Below are 20,119 nucleotides of genomic sequence, written 5' to 3'. Positions count from 1 at the left end.
TTATGTTTTGGGGAACTCCTCGCATTGTATCAATAGAGCTTGGTTCAAATGCAAGATGAATTGTGGGCGATCAACCAGTTGGGCCCCCAAATTCATTAAGTGAGGGTTCTCAAGTTGGCAATCAAGTAAAGTCATAGCGCTTTTTCTCATGGCCTCAATCAGTGCTATAAAGGCCACTTTTGATGCGCCAGTTTGGCGATGAAACATCGACTCCCCGCAAAACATGCCGTTGATCTTTAAACCATATAATCCGCCGACTAACAGGTCTTGGCGCCACACTTCTACCGAATGAGCGATACCTTGATGATGCAATTGGATATATGCGTGCATCATGTCATCGGTGATCCAAGTATCGGGCCGCTGCTCAGTTGGCTCAGAGCAAGCCCAAATCACTTGTTCAAAGGCGGTATTAAAGCGGATTGAATAATCATGATTACGCCACAGTTTGCTTAGCGTTCGTCCCGGTGAGTAGGACTGGGGTAAGACAATACAGCGAGGTGTTGGCGACCACCACATAATTGGATCGTCGTCGCTAAACCATGGAAATATGCCGCGACGATAAGCTGCTATCAGGCGTTTGGGACTGAGGTCGCCACCAAACGCCAGTAAGCCATTCGGTTCATCTAATGCGAGTGACGGATCCGGAAAGTATTCCGGATCGTCATTGAGCTGACTCAGCATTGATGGCTTCGGTTACTATGACTTGCCTTGGGCATCGAGGAAGCGCTCGGCATCCAACGCCGCCATACAGCCGGTGCCAGCTGATGTAATGGCTTGGCGATAAATATGATCCATCACATCACCGGCAGCATAAACGCCTTCAACGCTCGTTTGGGTGGCGTTGCCTTCGGTGCCGGATTGAACTTTCAAGTAGCCATTGGCCATTTCAAGCTGACCTTCAAAAATCTGCGTGTTTGGTTTGTGACCAATGGCGATGAATACGCCAGCGACGTCAAATTCTTCTTTGGCATCCGACTTGGTGTCCTGCACGCGAACACCAGTGACTCCCATATCGTCGCCCAATACTTCATCTAATGTGCGATCGGTATGGAGGATGATTTTACCTTCTTCGACCTTGTCTATTAGGCGTTTGACCAGAATTTTCTCCGCCCGGAAGCTATCGCGACGGTGAATCAAGTGGACTTCTGAGGCGATGTTAGCCAGGTAAAGCGCTTCTTCGACTGCTGTGTTACCACCGCCAACAACAGCTACTTTTTGATTGCGGTAGAAGAAACCATCACAGGTTGCACATGCAGAAACGCCTTTACCCTGGAATGCTGTTTCTGATTCTAAGCCCAAGTACTGAGCGGATGCGCCAGTGGCGATGATCAAAGCATCACAGGTGAATGAACCAGAATCACCAGTAAGGGTGAAAGGTCGTTTGCTGAAATCGACCTTATTAATGTGATCAAAAATAACTTCGGTATCGAAGCGTTCAGCGTGCTTCAACATGCGATCCATCAACCCAGGGCCAGTCAAACCTTCTGGATCGCCGGGCCAGTTTTCAACTTCAGTGGTGGTTGTTAATTGACCGCCTTGCTGGATGCCGGTTACTAAAACAGGGTTTAGGTTGGCGCGCGCAGCATAAACTGCAGCGGTATATCCAGCAGGGCCTGAACCTAAAATCAATAACTTGCAGTGTTTGGCTTCACTCATAAAAGGACTCCCAAGCCATCTATAATCGAACTCAAAGTGGCCGATTGTACGTGTAAGAATAATTATTGGTAAATACGATGTAGGTCTAAATAGACAAAAATAAAGGGCCGAGTGGCCCTTTTATTTGTTATGTCGTTAGAGCGTTTAGTTATGCAAGCTTCTAAGCCAACACAGACTCGGCACTGACATAGTCGTAATTGAGTGCTTCGGCGACTTCTTGGCAGGTGATTTGGCCGCGGAATACATTGAGGCCGTTGAGCAAATGAGCGTCTTCTTGCAAGGCTTTTTCATAGCCTTTGTCGGCGAGTGCAACAATATACGGCAGGGTCGCGTTGTTCAGTGCGAAGGTACTGGTGCGCGGTACGGCACCTGGCATGTTAGCAACACAGTAGTGAACCACGTCGTCCACAACATAAGTTGGTTGGTCGTGGGTGGTTGCTGTTGAAGTTTCAACACAACCGCCTTGGTCAATTGCGACATCAACAATCGCGGCGCCTTTTTTCATCGCTCGGATATGTTCAGCGGTGACCAGTTTTGGTGCCGCCGCGCCCGGAATCAGCACGCCGCCAATGACTAAGTCTGCATCCAAAACATGTTGTTCAATTGATTCGCTGGTAGAAAATACGGTGTTAATCGAGTGGCCAAACTGAGCATCCAGTTTGCGAAGAACGGGTATGCTACGGTCAAGTACCACCACATTGGCACCCATGCCGACAGCCATTTGGGCGGCATTTACACCAACCATACCACCGCCAATAATGACCACCTTGGCAGGTTCAACACCTGGTACGCCACCTAGCAGCATGCCACGGCCCAGTTGACTGCGCTCAAGCGCTTGAGCACCAGCTTGGATCGACATGCGGCCAGCAACTTCTGACATCGGTGCTAACAACGGCAAACCACCATAAGCATCCGTCACCGTTTCATAAGCAATACAAATTGCTTTGGAGTCAACCAAATCTTTAGTTTGCTCTGGATCTGGTGCTAGATGCAGGTAAGTAAAGAGGATTTGATCGGGGCGAAGCATGGCACGCTCAACAGCTTGTGGTTCTTTTACCTTCACAATCATTTCAGCGCGGGCAAAGATGGTTTCGGCATCATCGGCAATATCAGCGCCTGCGGCACGATAATCATCATCGCTAAAACCAATGCCGTCGCCAGCCATGGTTTGCACCAGTACTTGATGACCGCGTTGGGTCAACTCGCGAACACTCGCTGGCACCATGCCAACCCGATATTCATGATTCTTAATCTCTTTTGGTACGCCAATCAACATTGCTTTTATCTCTCATAAGGATGACGGTATAGAACGTAACAAAGTATAAAAGTACATTTAACGAATTAGTCACTGAAATATTGCAGATTTAAAGTGAAATGCTCTGCTAAAATGCGATATTTACAGTGTTGCTTGGTATTAATTCTTTTATATGCAAAACAAACCTCTTGATCGCATTGATAAGCGAATTGTCCAAGAGCTTCAGTTCAACGGTCGTATTTCAAATGTTGAATTGGCTCGTCGTATTGGTTTGTCGCCAACCCCTTGTTTAGAGCGGGTAAGGCGCCTTGAACAGCAGGGGGTGATTCTTGGCTACCAAGCCAATATAGACCCTTCCAAAGTTGGCGGTAGCTTGTTGGTGTTTATTGAGGTAACGCTCGACCGAGCAGCCCCCGATGTGTTTGAACGCTTCAATACGGCGGTTGTGCAGTTAGACGAAATCCTTGAGTGCTACTTGGTTTCAGGTAATTTCGACTATTTGCTTAAAACTCGAGTGGCAGATATGTCAGCCTATCGGGCGATGTTAAGCTCAACCTTGTTAAAACTCCCCAATGTCAGCGACACTCGAACCTACGTGGTGATGGAGGAAGTGCAGGCAAAAACACGTTTGCAGATTAAATAAATTCAGCGGCTCAGTGCCCCAAACCGGGCTACAAGCGTTGGTCATGGACGTTGATTTTGTTATGGTGTAGCCAGTTTTTTTACACGGACTGATTGTACTTTGAGCGAACCTGTAACCGAACCAGTTGCGCGGCCCCAAATGTCGGGTTTACAACGGTTATTTGAAGCCGGCCTTATTATCTTTTCGGTCGCTGCGTTATTTATTCTAATCGCCCTGATGACGTTCCATCCCGGTGATCCGGGTTGGTCGCAAACCAGCTTTCACGGCTCCATTCACAATGCCGCCGGCCCCGCTGGCGCATGGATCGCCGATTTTCTGCTATTTGTTTTTGGTTGGGTTGGCTACATTGCGCCATTACTGACGGCTCTCCTTGGCTGGGCCTTGTTTAACCACAGATACGTTCTCTCTCAACTGGACTACTTGTCGCTTAGCTTACGTTTGATCGGCGGCTTAAGTCTGATGCTGGGCCTCACCGGCATTTCTAGCATTAACTTCGATGATCTCTACTACTACAGCTCTGGTGGTTTAGTCGGTGATTTGATTGCCCAGGGCTTATTACCCATCGTCGGTCTTGGCGGCAGTCAATTGCTGTTGATGGCGCTCATCGTATTGGGAATGAATCTACTCACTGGGGTATCGCTGATTTGGCTCGCAGAAAGAATAGGCCAAGGCGTGTTTTGGTTATTCACCGGCTTGAGCGATGTACCGGCGTGGTGGCGCCAGCGCCAGCAAGATGCGGCGGTTGAGCCACAACAATCCGATGCCAGTCAGCACAATGACATCGATCAGCAAATTGAACGGGATGAGCCATCGGTTGAATTTGACAACGAACCTGAGCCTGAACCTGAAAAATCGGCCCCGATGAGCCAGCTGCTGAAAGATCTGATTGGCAACGACAAACCTGAACCTCAGATCAGTGAGCGCATCGAACCTTCATTAGATGGTGACAGCGTTGATGATGAGCCGCCGTTTGAACTTGATGGCGATATCGATAAGCCAAAAGCCAAGCTCGATGATGACAAAGACTACCTGATCGAAGATGGCACAGTTTACTTGAAATCTGATTTGGCTGATGAAGCGCCGATTGCGCCGATGCCGACGCTGGAACTGCTAGAAAAACCAGACAAAAACAAGAATCCAATTACTCAAGAAGAACTCGATGCCGTTGCTCGGTTGGTGGAAGTGAAGCTGCTTGATTTCAATATCGAAGCGAAAGTAGTTGCTGTCTACCCTGGCCCAGTAGTGACGCGCTTTGAATTGGATTTAGCGCCGGGTATTAAAGTCGCCAAGCTGACCAGTTTGTCAAAAGATTTGGCCCGAAGCTTGTCTGCGGTCAGTGTTCGAGTCGTGGAAGTGATCCCGGGCAAAACCTATGTCGGTATCGAGATCCCGAATAAGAAGCGCGAAGTAGTGCGTTTAAGTGAAGTCATCACTGCTAAGAAGTTTGAGGAATCAAAGTCGCCATTGGCCATGGTGCTCGGCGCAGATATTTCCGGTCAGCCAGTGGTGGTTGACTTAGCTCGTATGCCGCACTTACTGGTTGCAGGTACCACAGGCTCTGGTAAGTCAGTTGGTGTCAATGTGATGATCGTGAGTCTGCTCTACAAAAGCTCGCCGGAAGATGTCCGCTTTATCATGATTGACCCGAAAATGTTGGAACTGTCGGTTTACGAAGGCATCCCTCATTTGCTCGCCGAAGTGGTCACCGACATGAAGGAAGCGGCCAACGCCTTGCGTTGGTGTGTTGGCGAAATGGAGCGGCGCTACAAATTAATGTCGGCCGTTGGCGTGCGTAACCTTGATGGCTTTAATGCTAAAGTTCGCGAAGCAAAAGCTTCGGGGCAACCGTTGTTCGATCCTTTGTTTAAAGAAACTGAACAATTTGCTAGCGAGCCGCCTGAGCTCGAACCATTGCCACGCATTGTGGTGATCGTCGATGAATTCGCCGACATGATGATGATTGTCGGCAAAAAAGTTGAAGAGTTGATTGCTCGTATCGCGCAAAAAGCCCGTGCAGCAGGCATTCACTTGGTGTTGGCGACTCAACGTCCAAGTGTTGATGTCATCACAGGCTTGATTAAAGCCAATATTCCAACTCGGATGGCATTCCAGGTTTCCTCTCGCGTTGATTCTCGGACCATTCTCGATGAGCAGGGTGCAGAAACACTACTGGGGATGGGTGACATGTTGTATTTGCCGCCAGGTTCGCCAACACCAACTCGAGTTCACGGTGCATTTGTTGACGATCATGAAGTGCATGCTGTCGTTGATGATTGGAAGAAGCGCGGCAAGCCAAATTACATTTCCGAAATTCTAGCGGGTGAGATTGCCGATGATGTGGTGATCCCCGGCGAGAAAGCGGGTAACGAAGAAGATTATGATCCGCTCTATGATGAGGCCGTTGCTTTTGTTTGTGAAAGCCGCCGCGGATCAATTTCTAGTGTGCAGCGTAAACTCAAAATTGGTTACAACCGCGCTGCTCGTATTATTGAACAGATGGAAGCAGACGGTATTGTGTCGCCACCGGGTCACAACGGCAATCGCGATGTCCTTGCTCCGCCACCGGTAAAAGATGTATGACAAAATGGATTCGCTTGGCCGCACTGGGTGTTTGTGGCCTGATGGGAACCGCGCAAGCAAACGAAGCTGATGCGCAATCATTACAGCAGTATTTAGCTTCGATGACTGGCTTCACTGCCAAGTTTGAGCAGACCGTTTACGATGAACAACAGCAAGTGCTGCAACAATCGACGGGTAACCTAGCCATAAAGCGTCCCGGTATGCTCCGTTGGCAGGTTGAAACCCCTGATGAAGAACTACTGATTGCCAACAATGATGCCTTGTGGCTGTATAGCCCGTTTCTTGAGCAAGTGAGCATCTACGACTTGCAAGAGGCTATTGGCCAGTCGCCCTTTATGCTGTTGACCAGTGATGATCCGGCAATTTGGCATGAGTATGACATCAGCCAAAATGAAGCCGGCTATCGTATCGTGCCTCGTGCTGCGGGCACTGTTGCATGGTTGCAGGTGAATTTAAAAGGCAAGGTCATTGATAGCATTTTGATGCAGGACAGCACCGGCAAACAGACTCAGTTTGTGTTGCAGCAATTCTCGGCGCAGGCGCCAGCTGAGTTAACGCTGTTCCACTTTGACATACCCGATGGTGTTGAAGTCGATGACCAGCGCTCTGCCGGTTAATTGCGCCAAGTTCTGCAACGCTACTTAAACCCATGCAAGATTTGTTTGCTAGTCCCAATCATCAGCCGTTGGCCGCTCGTATGCGGCCAACCGAACTTGCCGATTATGTCGGCCAAACGCATATTCTCGGAGCAGGCAAAGCGTTGCGCCGGGCGCTAGAGCAGGGCCAATGTCATTCGATGATTTTGTGGGGCCCGCCGGGCACCGGCAAGACCACGCTGGCGGAGCTTATTGCTCGTTACACTGATGCCCATGTTGAGCGAATCTCAGCAGTGACGGCAGGAGTCAAAGAGATACGCGCGGCCATTGCGTCGGCACAAAGTAAATCTTCACGCACCTTGCTGTTTATCGACGAAGTTCATCGCTTTAACAAGTCACAGCAAGATGCTTTGCTGCCGTTTATTGAAGATGGCACCGTGACGTTTGTTGGTGCCACCACAGAGAACCCATCATTCGAATTGAACAACGCCTTGCTATCGCGGGCTCGGGTTTATTTGCTGAAGTCGCTGGATAGTGATGACTTAACTCATTTGCTGAATCGGGCGCTAACGTCTGATATTGGTCTCAATTTATCCAATGAAGCCATTACCGATGATGCCAAAACAGCGTTACTGCGGGCCGCCTCCGGTGATGCTCGCCGATTGCTGAATACCTTGGAAATTGCCTGTGATTTGGCATCAGTGAGCCGAGATGGCCAACCAGTCATTGATTTGGCTGCCATTCAAGAAGCAGCCGGCGAACAGGCCGTAGCAGCCGACAAGCAGGGCGATCGTTACTACGATTTGCTATCGGCGTTTCACAAATCAATTCGCGGTTCTTCTGCCGATGGCGCCTTGTATTGGTTTGCTTGTATGCTCGAAAGCGGTATGGACCCGTTACTAGCCGCCCGTCGATTGCTGGCCATTGCTTCGGAGGATATTGGCAATGCCGATCCTAAAGCCATGCAAATTGCGCTCGCCGCTTGGGATTGTTATCACCGAGTTGGGCCGGCAGAAGGCGAGCGGGCCATTGCACAGGCCATTGTTTATTTGGCTGTGGCGCCGAAGTCGAATGCCGTTTACACCGCATTTAAGGCAGCTCGTGCTGCTGTCAGAGAGCATGGCGCCCTGGAAGTGCCAAACCACTTACGCAATGCACCGACTCAGTTAATGAAAGAAATGGGCTTTAACCAAGGTTACCGCTACGCCCATGATGAACCGGGAGCCTATGCTGCAGGTGAAAGCTATTTGCCAGATGCCTTGTCTGGCACCGAGTTTTACCTGCCGACTGATCGCGGGTTAGAGAAAAAAATCGCCGACAAACTGGCGTATTTGCGGCAACAAGACGCAGCCTCTGATAACAAGCGCTGATCGAGCCACCAATCAAATAAATTGCCCTTTGCCTCTCGGGGATCCTATGGGTAAAATCAGCCCTCATTTTTAGTTTGTATTCGCTGTTGATCTGCTCAAGGTAACAGCACCAATTTGGAATAGACGATGTTAGACGCAAAGTTGCTCAGGAATGATTTGGACAATGTGGTTCGCCAACTCGCCCGCAAAGGGTTTGAGTTTGACAAGGAAGCTTACCTTGGTCTTGAATCCCGTCGCAAAGATCTGCAAATCAAAACAGAAACCCTGCAAAACGAGCGCAACGTCCGTTCCAAAAGCATCGGTAAAGCCAAAGCTGCCGGCGAAGATATACAGCCTCTGCTGGCCGAAGTGGGCGAAATGGGCAAGCAACTCGATGCTGCCAAAGCAGAATTAGACGAGCTGCAAAAAGAACTGACCGACTTGATGGCTGGCCTGCCGAACATTCCAGCGGAAGATGTGCCAGAAGGTAAAGACGAGGAAGACAACGTTGAGGTTTCTCGCTGGGGAACGCCTCGTGAATTTGATTTTGACGTTCAGGATCACGTAGACGTTGGCGCCGATGGCTTGGACTTTGAAACCGCAGTGAAGATCAGCGGCTCACGCTTCATCGTCATGCGTGGTGAGATCGCCAAATTGCATCGCGCATTGGCACAATTCATGTTGGATTTGCATACCGAGCAGCATGGTTACACCGAGTGCTACATGCCGTATTTGGTCAATGCCGATAGCTTGTATGGCACCGGCCAATTGCCTAAGTTTGCCGAAGACTTATTCCACACCCAGCCTGCCACTGAAGAAGGTGTTGGCATGTCGTTGATCCCAACGGCAGAGGTTCCGCTAACCAACACGGTGCGCGATACCATTATCGACGCCGCTGAGCTGCCAATTAAATTGACGGCTCATACACCATGCTTCCGCTCTGAAGCAGGTTCATACGGTCGTGATACTCGTGGTCTGATCCGCCAGCACCAATTCGATAAAGTGGAGTTGGTACAAGTGGTGGCACCAGAACAATCCGACGCCGCGTTGGAAGAACTGACTGGTCACGCCGAGAAAGTGCTGCAGTTATTGAATCTGCCATACCGTAAGGTTGTGCTGTGCACAGGTGACATGAGCTTTGGTTCATACAAAACTTATGATTTGGAAGTTTGGGTACCATCGCAAAACACCTACCGCGAGATTTCTTCTTGTTCAAACGTCGGTGACTTCCAAGCGCGCCGGATGCAAGCTCGTTACCGTCCTGCGGGCGCGAAAAAGCCTGAGCTAGTGCATACCTTAAATGGTTCTGGTTTGGCAGTAGGACGCACCTTGGTTGCGATTCTGGAGAACTACCAGACGGCCGATGGCAAGGTCGATATTCCTGAAGCGTTGCAATCTTACATGGGTGGCAAAACTCAAATTGGTTAACGGATAGCAAATTCGTTGAATAAAGGGAGCCAAATGGCTCCCTTTTGCGTTTTGTGTTGCGGTACAGTGAGATGAAACATCTCGTGTTGTTGATTGCATTGGCTGTGTTGAGCGCAAGTGCCATGGCGAAAGACAAAAACAAAAAGCAAAAGGATCTGACTTTTTATGTTTGTGAAGCTCAGGTTGATAGTAATGCTCAGGCTTACATCAAACCCTGCAAAAAATGGAAATCGAAGAACAGCTGCCCAGAAGGGGAGTGGATTACTTGGAGTGCCACTAGCGTCGGTGGCCAGATGATGTACGACACGGCGCTGATGGCTATTGCCACAGGTAAGCCACTACGCTCCCGTTTTGATCGTCGGTCATGCAATCTTTACGATGAAATTCCTATGCTGCGTATCGTTCAAGATGAACGCAATTGATCAGCGAGCGACCTAGGGTGACTTCCAACCTCTGCAGAATAATATGACGGGCTTGCCATTAACGGCACTGAACTAGCCGTGTTTACTGGTTTCTCTGGCTATAACGACTAAGCTCAACAATGCCGCCTTGCCCCTGTCAACCTGCCGATCCTTGGAGGTCACCATGAAAGACAGACCAAATGCAAAGCAGTTGAATAAAACCCTCGAAGCTTTTGAGGCTCAAATACAAGAGTCTTGCTTACCGAAGCCACTCAGTAAAGAGCTCATTTACCTCGCCAATAAAGCGCAATCTGCACTGAAGAAAGCCGATTATTGCGATGCCGACAACAGCATGGCTGTTGCCATGCAAACCATTAAGCGAAATCTTGGTAGCAACATAAGCTTGCGGCTTGGTTTTAAACTGAGCGACACCATCCTGGCAAACATACGACCATACACCGCTGCCGATGTTGGTGTTTTAGCGATGGATAGTGGCGAGTTCGCTGAGCGTTTTTTCCAGATCTACGCGGACGACCCTTACCGTCCGCCCGGTTTGCCAAGCTATATGGAAAAACGCCCATTTCCTGAAGACGTTCAAGCTGCCGCGGAAAGCGTTTTAGATCTTATTAGTAGTTTTGAATTACCCGAAGAGCAGTTTGCTATCTTGCATCAGGATGTTGGCAACTTTGTGATGGAAGCGAATAACTATTGCGCCAATACCAACAAAGCAGATGTGTTGTTCACCCAAGATCTACTGCTAACCACTATCTACTTCAACCTGCTCGATATGCAAGGCAGCTATCTGACACAGCATCAGGTTATGAGTGTGATGGGGCTAATTATTTTTGCCGCCCCGCCAGCTTGGCTATGTTGGTCGCCGCCGGCGATATTGGCACAGATTGCTTTAGTTGTTTTGGGTACGATTGTTTACGGCATCTACAAAGGCCTGCGCTGGGCAGCAACTCGCAAGGCGTATCAAGGTGCTTGGACCTTTGTGCGGACCTGTAAAGTTACAGTTGCTCAGGCCGTTGCCGACATCAATCGCAGAGTTGCAGGTTTGGATGCCGCTCAAACCAAGGAAGTGAAGGACGCTCTGAAGAAAACTCGCAAGGGTATCCGCAAAGGCACCATTGTGACTATCGGTAATCGGGCGAAAGTCTTGCAAAAACTCAATGCCATGATTGCAGCCATTTAAGCTTCGCAAGTGTATAACGCCGCCAATATTGGCGGCGTTTTTGTATTAGATACATTTAGCTGGCTTGGGTAAACCGGCAATGCGGGTGGCCTGCTTGGCTGGCCCTTTGCGAAACAGTTTGTACAAATACCGACTGTTGGCTTTCTCTTCGGGCCATTGTTTGCTGAGCGCTTTGACCAGCATACGAATGGCTGGGCTGGTATCAAATTCTTGATAAAAATTACGTACGAAGTTGACCACTTCCCAGTGTTCATCGGTTAGTTCGATCTGCTCCAGTGCGGCAAATGCGTGGGCGACATCCAATGACCATTGATCAAAGTCGGCCAAGTAACCATGCTTGTCGAGCGCAAGTTCGATACCGTTGTCGAGCTTGAGGTGTGTTGGTGGTGTGGTTTTCATGCTGTTTTTATTTGCTGTTAAATTCTTACAACTTGCTGGCATTCTAGGCTGAGACTAACCCAGGTATCGTGATCAATCACAGCTGCCCACGGTTCTACTGCCCGAGCGGTGCAGTCATTGGCCAGCGCATAGACCTGACGGCATTGTGGCAATTGATTGCGATTGCGGTAGACACCATTTTCAGTCAACACGATGACATCATGTTGAGTAACAAGGGGATACCAGTCGGACGAAGATTCATCTCGGACAACATAAAGCAAGCCTGTTGGTGTATCAGACGCGGATGACATGTGTTGCCTCCAACAGTAGTTGGCGAATCGCATCGCTGGTTATTAGCTCGGGGTTGCCTATCAATGTGTCTTGGTTGATGGCCATCGAATCAAGACCGTCTGCGGCAACATAGACGGTGTCGATATCAAATAGCGGCAAGGCGTTAAACAGCTTGCCGAGGTTTTTCGCTCCGGAATCTTGGGCATTGGCGGTTGGCAGCAGTTGACGTATTCCTTGACCGCTAAACAGTAATCTTACCGGTTGATCATAGGCCGCAAAGGCAAGGGCAGCATCAAGGGTTTCACGTGCCTTGATGGTGCCAATGACTGGCTGAGTTGACCAAATAACTATCATTGCCAGCTCCTAAAATTGCACGACGCGATCACTATTGATACTCGCTTTAACCAGTATACCTAAGCCGCCAATTTTGAAATATTTGGCCAGTAACACTTGCTCAGCCTCTTCCAGCGATTCGGCGCCGCCGAGTCCCCTGCGTTGAGCAGCTGCGCTGCAGATATCCAGAGGCACCTGGTATTGCTTGGCAAATTGCTGCCAATGATGTTGAGGGCACCACTCGTCGGCAGGCCAGTCAAGATGGGCGTCGGCAATAGTGACTGCTTGCTGGAAAAAGAACACTTGCTCAATACTGTGCCCCTGAGCTATCGCGGCCTTGGCATAGGCGAGGGCGTTGAAATGAGCATTGTAATGCTCTGGGGGACTATCGATGAGCAAGGTGAATCGAGCCATTAGTCAGCAAATATCCTTTGGTTATAGAGGGAGCCAATCCTAACGATGTCAGGATTGGCTGACAACCGAATCAAAGCCCTACAAAGAAGCTAATAATAATGGCGTTAACAATGTCGACGAAGAAACCGCAGACCAAAGGCACGACAATAAACGCCCGATGCGCGGCACCATACTGATGGCTTACCGCTGTCATATTAGCGATTGCTGTTGCTGTCGAGCCTAAGGTGATACCGCCAAATCCTGAACAGATGACGGTGGCTTCATAGTCTTTGCCCATCACCTTGAAGACCACAAAGACAGTAAACACCACCGATAACAGGATTTGGAACGTCATGACGGTACCGAGGAATAACAGTGAGCCTTTCAATTCCCATATTTGCAATGACATCAACGCCATGGTTAAAAACATACCGAGGCAGATATCAGATATTAGCGCCAAGCCTTGCTCTTGTCCCGGCCAACGCAGTTTCGGAAATAGCGGCGCGATGGCGTTGCGAATAAAAATACCGGCAATCAAACAGCTAACGAACTTAGGTAATTGAACACCGAGATCGGTCAGCCACACGTCTAGAAAGTGGCCCATGATCAGCGCCACATTGAGCCACATCCAAGCCCATAAAATGGCGTAATGCTCGATTTTGGTGTGGGTTTTGTCGTGGGCGACACCGACATCAAGATCTTCGTGGGAGCCGGTTTTGAGTTTATGTTTATTGATCAGATAACTGGCAATCGGGCCACCTAAGCAGCACGCACTAATGAGACCAATGGTGTTGGCTGCCACCCCAATTTCCATACCATTGGTAATGCCTAAGTCTTCCACGAAGGTCGGTGCCCATGCCAACGTAGTGCCGACTCCGCCAATCAAGCTAATCGAGCCTGCCATCAAGCCGGTTTTGGGATCGAGGCCAAAGCCAGTCGCAGCACCAATACCAATGAGGTTTTGCAGAATGATGTACACCACAGCAAGCAATACAAGGATTGCCAACGGTTTGCCACCAGAGAGTAAGGTTTTGATATCGGACCGAAGACCAATACCAGCAAAGAAGTACAGTAACAACCAATCTCGCACATCAAGTTGAAAGTTGATTTGTATATCGGCGACCGCGTAGATCAGCGCCACTACAATGGCACAAAGAAAACCACCGATCACAGGCTCAGGGATACTGTAAGTCCTGAGCACTTGATAGCGCATAATGGCAACTTTACCGATAAACAGTAAAACGATAGTGAGGGTGAAGGCGACAAAACCGTGAACTTGCAAACTTTCCATGGCAAACCAAGCCTTTTAATTCATAAGGTTAGTGACTAAGCATAACGTAAGCATTCTCATGTTGTGAGAAATATTAGGACGTTATTGTTGAATCGCAGCTGAAAAAAAGCCTCGCAATAGCGAGGCTTTGGTGATCAGTCTTGCTGCTATTAGTCGTCGTTCATCACGCCCAATAGGTGCAGTAAGTGAACGAACAGGTTGAATACGTCGAGATACAGCGCAACAGTTGCGCGAATGTAGTTGGTCTCACCCCCGTTGATGATGCGGCTGGTATCAAACAAAATCAGCCCAGACATAATCAGCACCATGCCTGCGGAGATAGCCAAGCTCATCGCTGGGATTTGCAAAAAGATGTTGGCAATGGATGCAACAATGGCAACCACTAAACCGACCATCAAAAAACCGCCCATGAATGAGAAGTCTTTTTTGCTGCTCATGGCGTAGGCAGAGAGAGCAAAGAAGATCAGCGCAGTGCCGCCTAGTGCCTGCATGATTAGCGATGGGCCGTTTGGAAGCGCGGCATAGGCATTGAGCATCGGCCCCAGAGAGGCGCCCATCAAACCAGTAAAGGCAAAAATCCAACCCAAACCAGACGCTGAGTCAGCTTTTTTGTTGACGACGAATAATAAACCAAACGCGGCCAACATCATCACCAGTGCCACCATGTGGCTCAAGTTCATGGCCATCGACACACCTGCAGTGACTGTACTGAACAGCAGAGTCAGTCCTAACAGGCTGTAGGTGTTGCGTACCATCTTATTGATGGAACCAGCTTCAACCGCTGGGCTGTACATGCTTTGTTGTGCCATCGATTCGGCTCCTTTAGTTACCAAACTAGGGTATTAGAGTTCAGGACCCGCTAATGAGTTCCCGAGACTCGTTATCATTTGGTACTTATAGTGGCGACGATTGGATCCTTTTTCAAGCCGCAAACAGTGTGGAATTAGCACTATTACTGGTTGTTTATGTATCAATTTGTTTGATTTTTCAGCGTTCGAACGCGAAAGCCATTTTTTTGCAAATTTTTGCTTTACAACGACCAACGGCGTCATTAATATGCGCATCACTCGCTGCGGAGAGGTGGCAGAGCTCGGTTGAATGCACCTGACTTGAAATCAGGCGAAGGGTTAAACCTTCCGGGGGTTCGAATCCCTCCCTCTCCGCCACTTACACAGAAAGCCCGCTTTTACAGCGGGCTTTCGTCGTTTTGAGCGCAGTAAACTCTTTATGCTTTAGCGGTTGGTTTATTGCCAATTGGGAGGGTGAGAACCCCCGACGGTTCGAGCCGAGCGCATAGCGCGAGACAACATCGCCTCCAAGCTTCCGCCTGATTCTCTAATGGTAATTTCTGTCGACACATTATGTAACGAAGCGGTTAACGCCAAGGCGTGATAACTCTGGTATTTGCTGTGTATAGTGGCATACGAGCAAAATTGGAGACTAAATCGTGACCCGCGTGAAGCCCGTAAAGATCATTATTGCCACCTCGTTGTTGTCACTCACCTTAAGCAATCCAAGCCACAGCAACGAATCCTTTCCAGTGTTAACTGGGCCGTACATGGGCCAGAAACCACCAGGAATGGTCGCAGAGCCATTTGCGCCTGGAATTATCTCCAAATCGGGCTGGGAGCTTGAAGGGGTATTTGCGCCGGGAATGAATGAGTTCTACTTCACCACCGGGTTCAACGACCAGTATGAACGGCCTACTGTGATTGGCTTTCGTCAGGAGCAAGGCGTTTGGACTAAGTTTTGGCAGTTTCGCCGGGATGGCGAGGTGACCTTTTCGCCTGATGGTAATCGAATGTACATGGCTGAGGGCTATAAGGAGCGAGAGGGAGAAAGCTGGTCAGAGCGGAAAAGCCTTGGGCCACTCATTGATCGCGACGATTGGGGCATTATGCGCCTATCTGCATCTGCTAAGGGTACTTATGTGTTCGACGATTACAAAAGTAACGATGTGATCCGTATTTCGACGGTGGAAAATGGCCAACGTCAAGCGCCGAAGTTAATGGATGCCATGGTTAACTCTGGTCAATGGACAGCCCATCCGTTTATTGCGCCTGATGAGAGTTATCTAATTTGGGATAGTGAGCGAGAGGAAGGTTTCGGTGATTCAGACCTTTACATCAGCTTTCGCCAACAGGATGGTTCATGGGGCCCAGCCATCAATATGGGAGAACAGGTTAATTCTGATAAATGGGATGCTTATGCCAGTGTGACACCTGATGGCAAATACATCCTGTTTAATCGGCGCATTGATGATGGTAGCGATAGTGAACAGCGCAATATTGATATTTACTGGGTGGATGCTCAGATCATTGAGACCTTGCGATCAACGCAGTAACCTGTGGCATCGTCAAATTTTGATGGCGCCAAGTGGCTGTCATCCTCAGGTGTTCTGTGATTCAACGAATATATGATGATATGTGGCGCGAATTTTGTTTCGCGTTGCAGCAGCGCCAATACCAAATCGACCGAAACATTCATAACCCAGCAGATACCCGCCGAGGACTCACCGCGTTAGCGTACATTAGCGCCAATAGCCGCTCAGTGAGCGACGAAATTGCCAATTTTATTGCCCAATTGAAAGGCGTTGAGCCTGCGCAGTATTACTACCCAGTTGATGAAGTGCATTTGACGCTGTTGTCGATTATTTCCTGTATAGAAGGGTTCCAGCTTTGCGCCATAGCGCCAGGTGATTACGTGGAAGTCTTTACTCATGCGCTGTTACAAAGTGGACCAATCGATATTGAGTTTCGCGGCATCACCGCATCGCCCGCTTGTATTGTCATTCAAGGGTTTCCGGTGGGAGATGGGTTGGCTACGTTGCGCGATACGCTGCGGCGAAATTTCAATGCTACCGCGCTCAAAACTAGCTTTGATAGTCGCTACAAACTAGTCACAGCTCATTGCTCGGCTATTCGATTTTGTTCACCAATCGATAACCCTGAACGGCTTTTGGATTGCTGCCAGCAGTACCGAGATCATCACTTCGGTACTGCTAGGCTAAGCGATTTCGAACTGGTTTTTAATGATTGGTATCAGCGACGAACAACAACTCAATCATTAGCTAAATACGCAATGACATAAACAGGCCCTAGTCATTGTTGTCATTCTCCAATGCATCATCAGCCTGCAAGCGATAACTACAAACAAGATAATAGGCTGCCGGAATCACTAATAATGTCAGCAACAGTGAGCTGACCATGCCGCCAACCATAGGAGCGGCAATCCGTTGCATCACCTCTGAACCGGTGCCGGTGGCGAACAGAATTGGCATCAGGCCAATAATAATGGTCGACGCTGTCATCAGTTTTGGCCGCAGTCTCAATACGGCGCCGGCAAGCATGGCATCGCGCAAGCCATGCAACGTTGGCTGTTGTTGTTGGCTTCGACAATCACTCAGCCACTGTTGATAGGCTTGTTTGAGATAAAGCATCATCAGCACGCTAGTTTCAACGGCAACACCTGCTAGGGCGATAAATCCAACAGCGACAGCCACTGAAAAATTCAAATCAAGCCAGTAGAGCAAACCAATACCGCCGATCAGTGATAACGGTAATGTCATCAAGACGATTAGCACGTCACCAATACGACGGTGATTTAAGTACAACAGCAGTACGATCAGGGCCAAGGTAAGCGGCACCACATAGGCGAGTTTCTGTTGTGCGCGCTGCATGTATTCGTATTGCCCTGACCAGCTAAGGGAGTAGCCCGCAGGTAATGCTAACTGTTCATCAATGACTTGCTGGGCCTTGACCACATAACTGCCGATATCGATACCGGTGACATCCAAGTAAGTCCAGCCATTGATTCGGGCATTCTCACTTTTGATCATCGGTGGACCGTCTTCGAGTCTCACCGTTGCTACATCAGCCAGAGCGATACGTTGTCCGCTTGGTGTGACCATGGGCAACTGGGCCAGAGACTCAGGTGAATCTCGATAAGACTGGGGATAGCGAATATTGATGGGGTAACGCTCTAATCCCTCGACCGTCTCGGCAATGGTGACGCCACCAACAGCGGCGCTGATAACTTGTTGGATTTCGGCGATGTTCAGTCCATATCGAGCGGCTTTTGCTCGGTTAATATCCAACGTAATGTAACGTCCGCCAGCGACTCGTTCGGAGTAAACAGAAGCTGTTCCTGCTAGCGGCTTTAACAGCGCTTCAAGTTGTTGGCCAATGTCCTGAATGACGTCGATATCGGCTCCGGCTACTTTGATCCCAACCGGTGTTTTGATCCCCGTTGCCAGCATGTCGATCCGGGTTTTAATTGGCATCACCCACGCATTGGTGAGGCCAGGAAAATTGACTAGTTGATCGAGCTCTTGTTGCAGCGATTCTGTTGTTACGCCCGGTCGCCACTGTGAGCGTGGCTTGAGTTGAATGAAGGTTTCGATCATGGTCATTGGTGCCGGATCGGTAGCGGTCTCGGCGCGGCCGACTTTGCCAAAGACATTGTTGACTTCCGGCACGGTGCGGATCAATTTGTCGGTTTGCTGCAATAGTTCCCGGGCTTTACCAATGGAGATACCGGCATAGGTGGTCGGCATATACATTAAATCGCCCTCATCAAGAGGGGGCATAAATTCGGAACCAATCTTGTTCACCGGCCAGAAGCCAACTACGGTGATCAACGCAGCAATCAGCACTGTGGTTTTCGGGTAGGCCAACACGCCTTTGATCAATGGTCGGTAGCCTGCCATCAATAAACGGTTTAGTGGGTTACGGCTTTCGGCAACGATGCGGCCGCGGACAAAATAACCCATGAGCACCGGCACTAAGGTAATTGCCAGTATTGCCGCCGCAGCCATGGCGTAGGTCTTAGTGTAGGCCAGAGGCGAAAACAGCCGCCCTTCTTGTGCTTCCAGAGTAAACACGGGTAAAAAGCTGACGGTAATGATCAGCAAGGAAAAGAATAATGAAGGCCCAACTTCCGATGCCGCTTGAGTGACCAATTGCCAATGATTGGTTGATTGTTTGTGTTGCCGCTCAAGATGTTTGTGCATGTTTTCAACCATGACGATGGCACCGTCGACCATGGCGCCGATAGCAATGGCGATGCCGCCCAATGACATGATGTTGGCGTTCAACCCTTGCCACTTCATCGCCACAAAAGCCGCCAGAATTGCAACAGGAATGGTCAGCACGGCAACCAGCGATGAGCGCACATGAATTAAAAACAATAAGCAGATGATGGCAACCGCCGCAAACTCCTCGGCTAGCTTATGCCATAGATTGTTGACCGCGCGTTCGATCAGGTCCGAACGGTCGTAGACCGGAACGATCTCAATGCCATCGGGCAAACTTGGCTTTAATTGCTCGATGCGTTGCTCAATTGCCTTGATGGTTGCTTGGGCATTTTCGCCAAAGCGCATGACGATAATGCCGCCAACGGTTTCACCCTCACCATTGAGTTCAGCGACGCCTCGGCGCATTTGCGGTCCAAGTTTGATATCGGCAACGTCTTGCAGTAGCAGCGGTGTGCCTTGGTTGTTCACTCCCAGTGGAATATGACTTAAGTCGTCGATGGATTGAATATAGCCCGTTGCTCTGACCATATACTCAGCCTCAGCCATTTCAATAACTGAAGCACCCACTTCTTGGTTACCTTGTTGAATGGCGGTTTGGATCAGGCTGAGTGGAATATCAAATGCGCGTAATTTATCTGGATCGACATGAACTTGGTATTGCTTAACCATTCCACCAACAGTCGCGACTTCCGAGACCCCAGAAACAGCCTGCAGCTCGTATTTTAAAAACCAGTCTTGCAATGAGCGTAGTTGCGCCAAGTCATGCTGCCCGGTGCGATCGACTAAGGCATAGATGTAGACCCAACCAACGCCAGTCGCATCAGGGCCGAGCTCTGGTGTGGCAGCTTGTGGTAAGCGCGGGCTTATTTGACTTAAATACTCGAGTACTCGGCTACGAGCCCAGTACAAATCGGTATCATCATCAAAAATTACATAGACGTATGAGTCGCCAAAGAAAGAAAAACCTCGGACAGTTTGTGCCCCTGGGACAGATAGCATTGCCGTTGTAAGCGGATAGGTGACTTGCTCCTCGACGACTTTTGGTGCTTGCCCTGGGTAGCTGGTTTTGATGATAACCTGAACATCCGAGAGATCAGGAATGGCGTCAATCGGAGTCTGTTTCAGCGACCAAACGCCAGCTCCTATAAGCACTAACGTCAATAGTAGCACCGTGATCCGGTTGCTGATGGACCAACGAATGATGGCAGCAATCATTTTTGCTCTCCTTTATGCTGGCTATGGTCCATGTTCTTATGCTGGCTATGGTCCATGTTCTTATGCTGGCTATGGTCCAT

Annotated in this window: 19 protein-coding genes and 1 tRNA gene; 10 read left to right on the top strand and 10 right to left on the bottom strand. The window is 49.4% G+C overall.

Translation table 11 applies throughout. The features are described from left to right. From aat to ald, 3 genes are all read right to left on the bottom strand, one after another. Complete coding sequence (gene aat / locus CBE68_RS12915) at positions 1–681, bottom strand: leucyl/phenylalanyl-tRNA--protein transferase (protein WP_087506516.1); 681 nt, start codon at positions 679–681, stop codon at positions 1–3. Positions 682–696: 15 nt separating this feature from the next. Further along, complete coding sequence (gene trxB / locus CBE68_RS12910; RefSeq protein WP_087506515.1) at positions 697–1,656, bottom strand: thioredoxin-disulfide reductase; 960 nt, start codon at positions 1,654–1,656, stop codon at positions 697–699. 160 nt (positions 1,657–1,816) lie between these two features. Further along, positions 1,817–2,932: an alanine dehydrogenase gene (ald, locus tag CBE68_RS12905; RefSeq protein WP_087506514.1), complete on the bottom strand. Its 1,116-nt coding sequence runs from the start codon at positions 2,930–2,932 to the stop codon at positions 1,817–1,819. A 151-nt stretch (positions 2,933–3,083) separates the two neighbouring features. Here ald and lrp point away from each other — a divergent pair, with 151 nt between their 5' ends. The 7 genes from lrp (at position 3,084) to CBE68_RS12870 (ending at position 11,103) form a co-directional block, all read left to right on the top strand. Next, on the top strand, positions 3,084–3,554 hold the full coding sequence (gene lrp / locus CBE68_RS12900) for a leucine-responsive transcriptional regulator Lrp (RefSeq protein ID WP_087506513.1): 471 nt from the start codon (positions 3,084–3,086) through the stop codon (positions 3,552–3,554). A 138-nt stretch (positions 3,555–3,692) separates the two neighbouring features. Beyond that, positions 3,693–6,134: a DNA translocase FtsK gene (locus CBE68_RS12895; RefSeq protein WP_087506578.1), complete on the top strand. Its 2,442-nt coding sequence runs from the start codon at positions 3,693–3,695 to the stop codon at positions 6,132–6,134. After that, complete coding sequence (gene lolA, locus CBE68_RS12890) at positions 6,131–6,751, top strand: outer membrane lipoprotein chaperone LolA (protein ID WP_087506512.1); 621 nt, start codon at positions 6,131–6,133, stop codon at positions 6,749–6,751. The genes CBE68_RS12895 and lolA overlap by 4 nt, the downstream gene beginning before the upstream one ends. A 32-nt stretch (positions 6,752–6,783) precedes the next feature. After that, the gene (locus tag CBE68_RS12885; RefSeq protein ID WP_087506511.1) at positions 6,784–8,100 is read left to right on the top strand and encodes a replication-associated recombination protein A; all 1,317 of its coding nucleotides are present in this window, start codon (positions 6,784–6,786) and stop codon (positions 8,098–8,100) included. Between the two features lie 126 nt (positions 8,101–8,226). Further along, positions 8,227–9,507, top strand: a complete 1,281-nt coding sequence (gene serS / locus CBE68_RS12880) for a serine--tRNA ligase (RefSeq protein WP_087506510.1) — start codon at positions 8,227–8,229, stop codon at positions 9,505–9,507. 71 nt (positions 9,508–9,578) lie between these two features. Further along, on the top strand, positions 9,579–9,929 hold the full coding sequence (locus CBE68_RS12875) for a hypothetical protein (protein ID WP_087506509.1): 351 nt from the start codon (positions 9,579–9,581) through the stop codon (positions 9,927–9,929). A 163-nt stretch (positions 9,930–10,092) separates the two neighbouring features. After that, positions 10,093–11,103, top strand: coding sequence for a hypothetical protein (locus CBE68_RS12870; protein ID WP_087506508.1), 1,011 nt, complete (start codon positions 10,093–10,095; stop codon positions 11,101–11,103). Between the two features lie 45 nt (positions 11,104–11,148). Here the strand turns inward: CBE68_RS12870 and CBE68_RS12865 are convergent, their stop codons facing one another. The 6 genes from CBE68_RS12865 to CBE68_RS12840 all read right to left on the bottom strand — a co-directional run bounded on the left by CBE68_RS12865 (position 11,149) and on the right by CBE68_RS12840 (position 14,598). Beyond that, positions 11,149–11,502 carry a TusE/DsrC/DsvC family sulfur relay protein gene (locus CBE68_RS12865; RefSeq protein WP_087506507.1) on the bottom strand — a complete coding sequence of 118 codons (354 nt, stop codon included), beginning with the start codon at positions 11,500–11,502 and terminating at the stop codon, positions 11,149–11,151. 17 nt (positions 11,503–11,519) lie between these two features. After that, positions 11,520–11,792 carry a DsrH/TusB family sulfur metabolism protein gene (locus CBE68_RS12860; protein ID WP_158100599.1) on the bottom strand — a complete coding sequence of 91 codons (273 nt, stop codon included), beginning with the start codon at positions 11,790–11,792 and terminating at the stop codon, positions 11,520–11,522. Next, positions 11,776–12,126 (bottom strand): DsrE family protein, encoded by a 351-nt coding sequence (locus CBE68_RS12855; RefSeq protein ID WP_087506505.1) that lies wholly within the window; start codon positions 12,124–12,126, stop codon positions 11,776–11,778. Before CBE68_RS12855 ends, CBE68_RS12860 begins: the two co-directional genes overlap by 17 nt. Positions 12,127–12,135: 9 nt before the next feature. Next, a complete protein-coding gene (gene tusD / locus CBE68_RS12850) occupies positions 12,136–12,519 on the bottom strand; it encodes a sulfurtransferase complex subunit TusD (protein WP_087506504.1) in 384 nt (127 codons plus the stop codon). 70 nt (positions 12,520–12,589) lie between these two features. After that, the gene (gltS, locus tag CBE68_RS12845) at positions 12,590–13,789 is read right to left on the bottom strand and encodes a sodium/glutamate symporter (RefSeq protein ID WP_087506503.1); all 1,200 of its coding nucleotides are present in this window, start codon (positions 13,787–13,789) and stop codon (positions 12,590–12,592) included. Positions 13,790–13,938: 149 nt separating this feature from the next. Then, on the bottom strand, positions 13,939–14,598 hold the full coding sequence (locus CBE68_RS12840; protein ID WP_087506502.1) for a Bax inhibitor-1/YccA family protein: 660 nt from the start codon (positions 14,596–14,598) through the stop codon (positions 13,939–13,941). 265 nt (positions 14,599–14,863) lie between these two features. Between CBE68_RS12840 and CBE68_RS12835 the strand changes: the two genes are divergently transcribed. The 3 genes from CBE68_RS12835 (at position 14,864) to CBE68_RS12825 (ending at position 16,879) form a co-directional block, all read left to right on the top strand. Then, positions 14,864–14,955, top strand: a tRNA-Ser gene (locus CBE68_RS12835). 281 nt (positions 14,956–15,236) lie between these two features. Then, the gene (locus CBE68_RS12830) at positions 15,237–16,133 is read left to right on the top strand and encodes a TolB-like translocation protein (protein WP_087506501.1); all 897 of its coding nucleotides are present in this window, start codon (positions 15,237–15,239) and stop codon (positions 16,131–16,133) included. Positions 16,134–16,189: 56 nt separating this feature from the next. Beyond that, positions 16,190–16,879 (top strand): hypothetical protein, encoded by a 690-nt coding sequence (locus tag CBE68_RS12825; protein WP_087506500.1) that lies wholly within the window; start codon positions 16,190–16,192, stop codon positions 16,877–16,879. Between the two features lie 7 nt (positions 16,880–16,886). Here the strand turns inward: CBE68_RS12825 and CBE68_RS12820 are convergent, their stop codons facing one another. Further along, positions 16,887–20,039 carry an efflux RND transporter permease subunit gene (locus CBE68_RS12820; RefSeq protein ID WP_087506499.1) on the bottom strand — a complete coding sequence of 1,051 codons (3,153 nt, stop codon included), beginning with the start codon at positions 20,037–20,039 and terminating at the stop codon, positions 16,887–16,889. Positions 20,040–20,119: the final 80 nt, after the last annotated feature.

It is taken from the genome of Neiella marina (genome assembly GCF_002165625.1).
Classification (GTDB): domain Bacteria; phylum Pseudomonadota; class Gammaproteobacteria; order Enterobacterales; family Neiellaceae; genus Neiella; species Neiella marina.
The sequence above is the reverse complement of the archived record's forward strand: the minus strand, read 5'-3'. Positions and strand labels throughout refer to the sequence as shown.

Bases quoted from the DNA above. Each gene is read 5' to 3' on its own strand.
- aat (WP_087506516.1), bottom strand. From the start codon at position 681: ATGCTGAGTCAGCTCAATGACGATCCGGAATACTTTCCGGATCCGTCA.
- trxB (WP_087506515.1), bottom strand. From the start codon at position 1,656: ATGAGTGAAGCCAAACACTGCAAGTTATTGATTTTAGGTTCAGGCCCT.
- ald (WP_087506514.1), bottom strand. From the start codon at position 2,932: ATGTTGATTGGCGTACCAAAAGAGATTAAGAATCATGAATATCGGGTT.
- lrp (WP_087506513.1), top strand. From the start codon at position 3,084: ATGCAAAACAAACCTCTTGATCGCATTGATAAGCGAATTGTCCAAGAG.
- CBE68_RS12895 (WP_087506578.1), top strand. From the start codon at position 3,693: ATGTCGGGTTTACAACGGTTATTTGAAGCCGGCCTTATTATCTTTTCG.
- lolA (WP_087506512.1), top strand. From the start codon at position 6,131: ATGACAAAATGGATTCGCTTGGCCGCACTGGGTGTTTGTGGCCTGATG.
- CBE68_RS12885 (WP_087506511.1), top strand. From the start codon at position 6,784: ATGCAAGATTTGTTTGCTAGTCCCAATCATCAGCCGTTGGCCGCTCGT.
- serS (WP_087506510.1), top strand. From the start codon at position 8,227: ATGTTAGACGCAAAGTTGCTCAGGAATGATTTGGACAATGTGGTTCGC.
- CBE68_RS12875 (WP_087506509.1), top strand. From the start codon at position 9,579: ATGAAACATCTCGTGTTGTTGATTGCATTGGCTGTGTTGAGCGCAAGT.
- CBE68_RS12870 (WP_087506508.1), top strand. From the start codon at position 10,093: ATGAAAGACAGACCAAATGCAAAGCAGTTGAATAAAACCCTCGAAGCT.
- CBE68_RS12865 (WP_087506507.1), bottom strand. From the start codon at position 11,502: ATGAAAACCACACCACCAACACACCTCAAGCTCGACAACGGTATCGAA.
- CBE68_RS12860 (WP_158100599.1), bottom strand. From the start codon at position 11,792: ATGTCATCCGCGTCTGATACACCAACAGGCTTGCTTTATGTTGTCCGA.
- CBE68_RS12855 (WP_087506505.1), bottom strand. From the start codon at position 12,126: ATGATAGTTATTTGGTCAACTCAGCCAGTCATTGGCACCATCAAGGCA.
- tusD (WP_087506504.1), bottom strand. From the start codon at position 12,519: ATGGCTCGATTCACCTTGCTCATCGATAGTCCCCCAGAGCATTACAAT.
- gltS (WP_087506503.1), bottom strand. From the start codon at position 13,789: ATGGAAAGTTTGCAAGTTCACGGTTTTGTCGCCTTCACCCTCACTATC.
- CBE68_RS12840 (WP_087506502.1), bottom strand. From the start codon at position 14,598: ATGGCACAACAAAGCATGTACAGCCCAGCGGTTGAAGCTGGTTCCATC.
- CBE68_RS12820 (WP_087506499.1), bottom strand. From the start codon at position 20,039: ATGATTGCTGCCATCATTCGTTGGTCCATCAGCAACCGGATCACGGTG.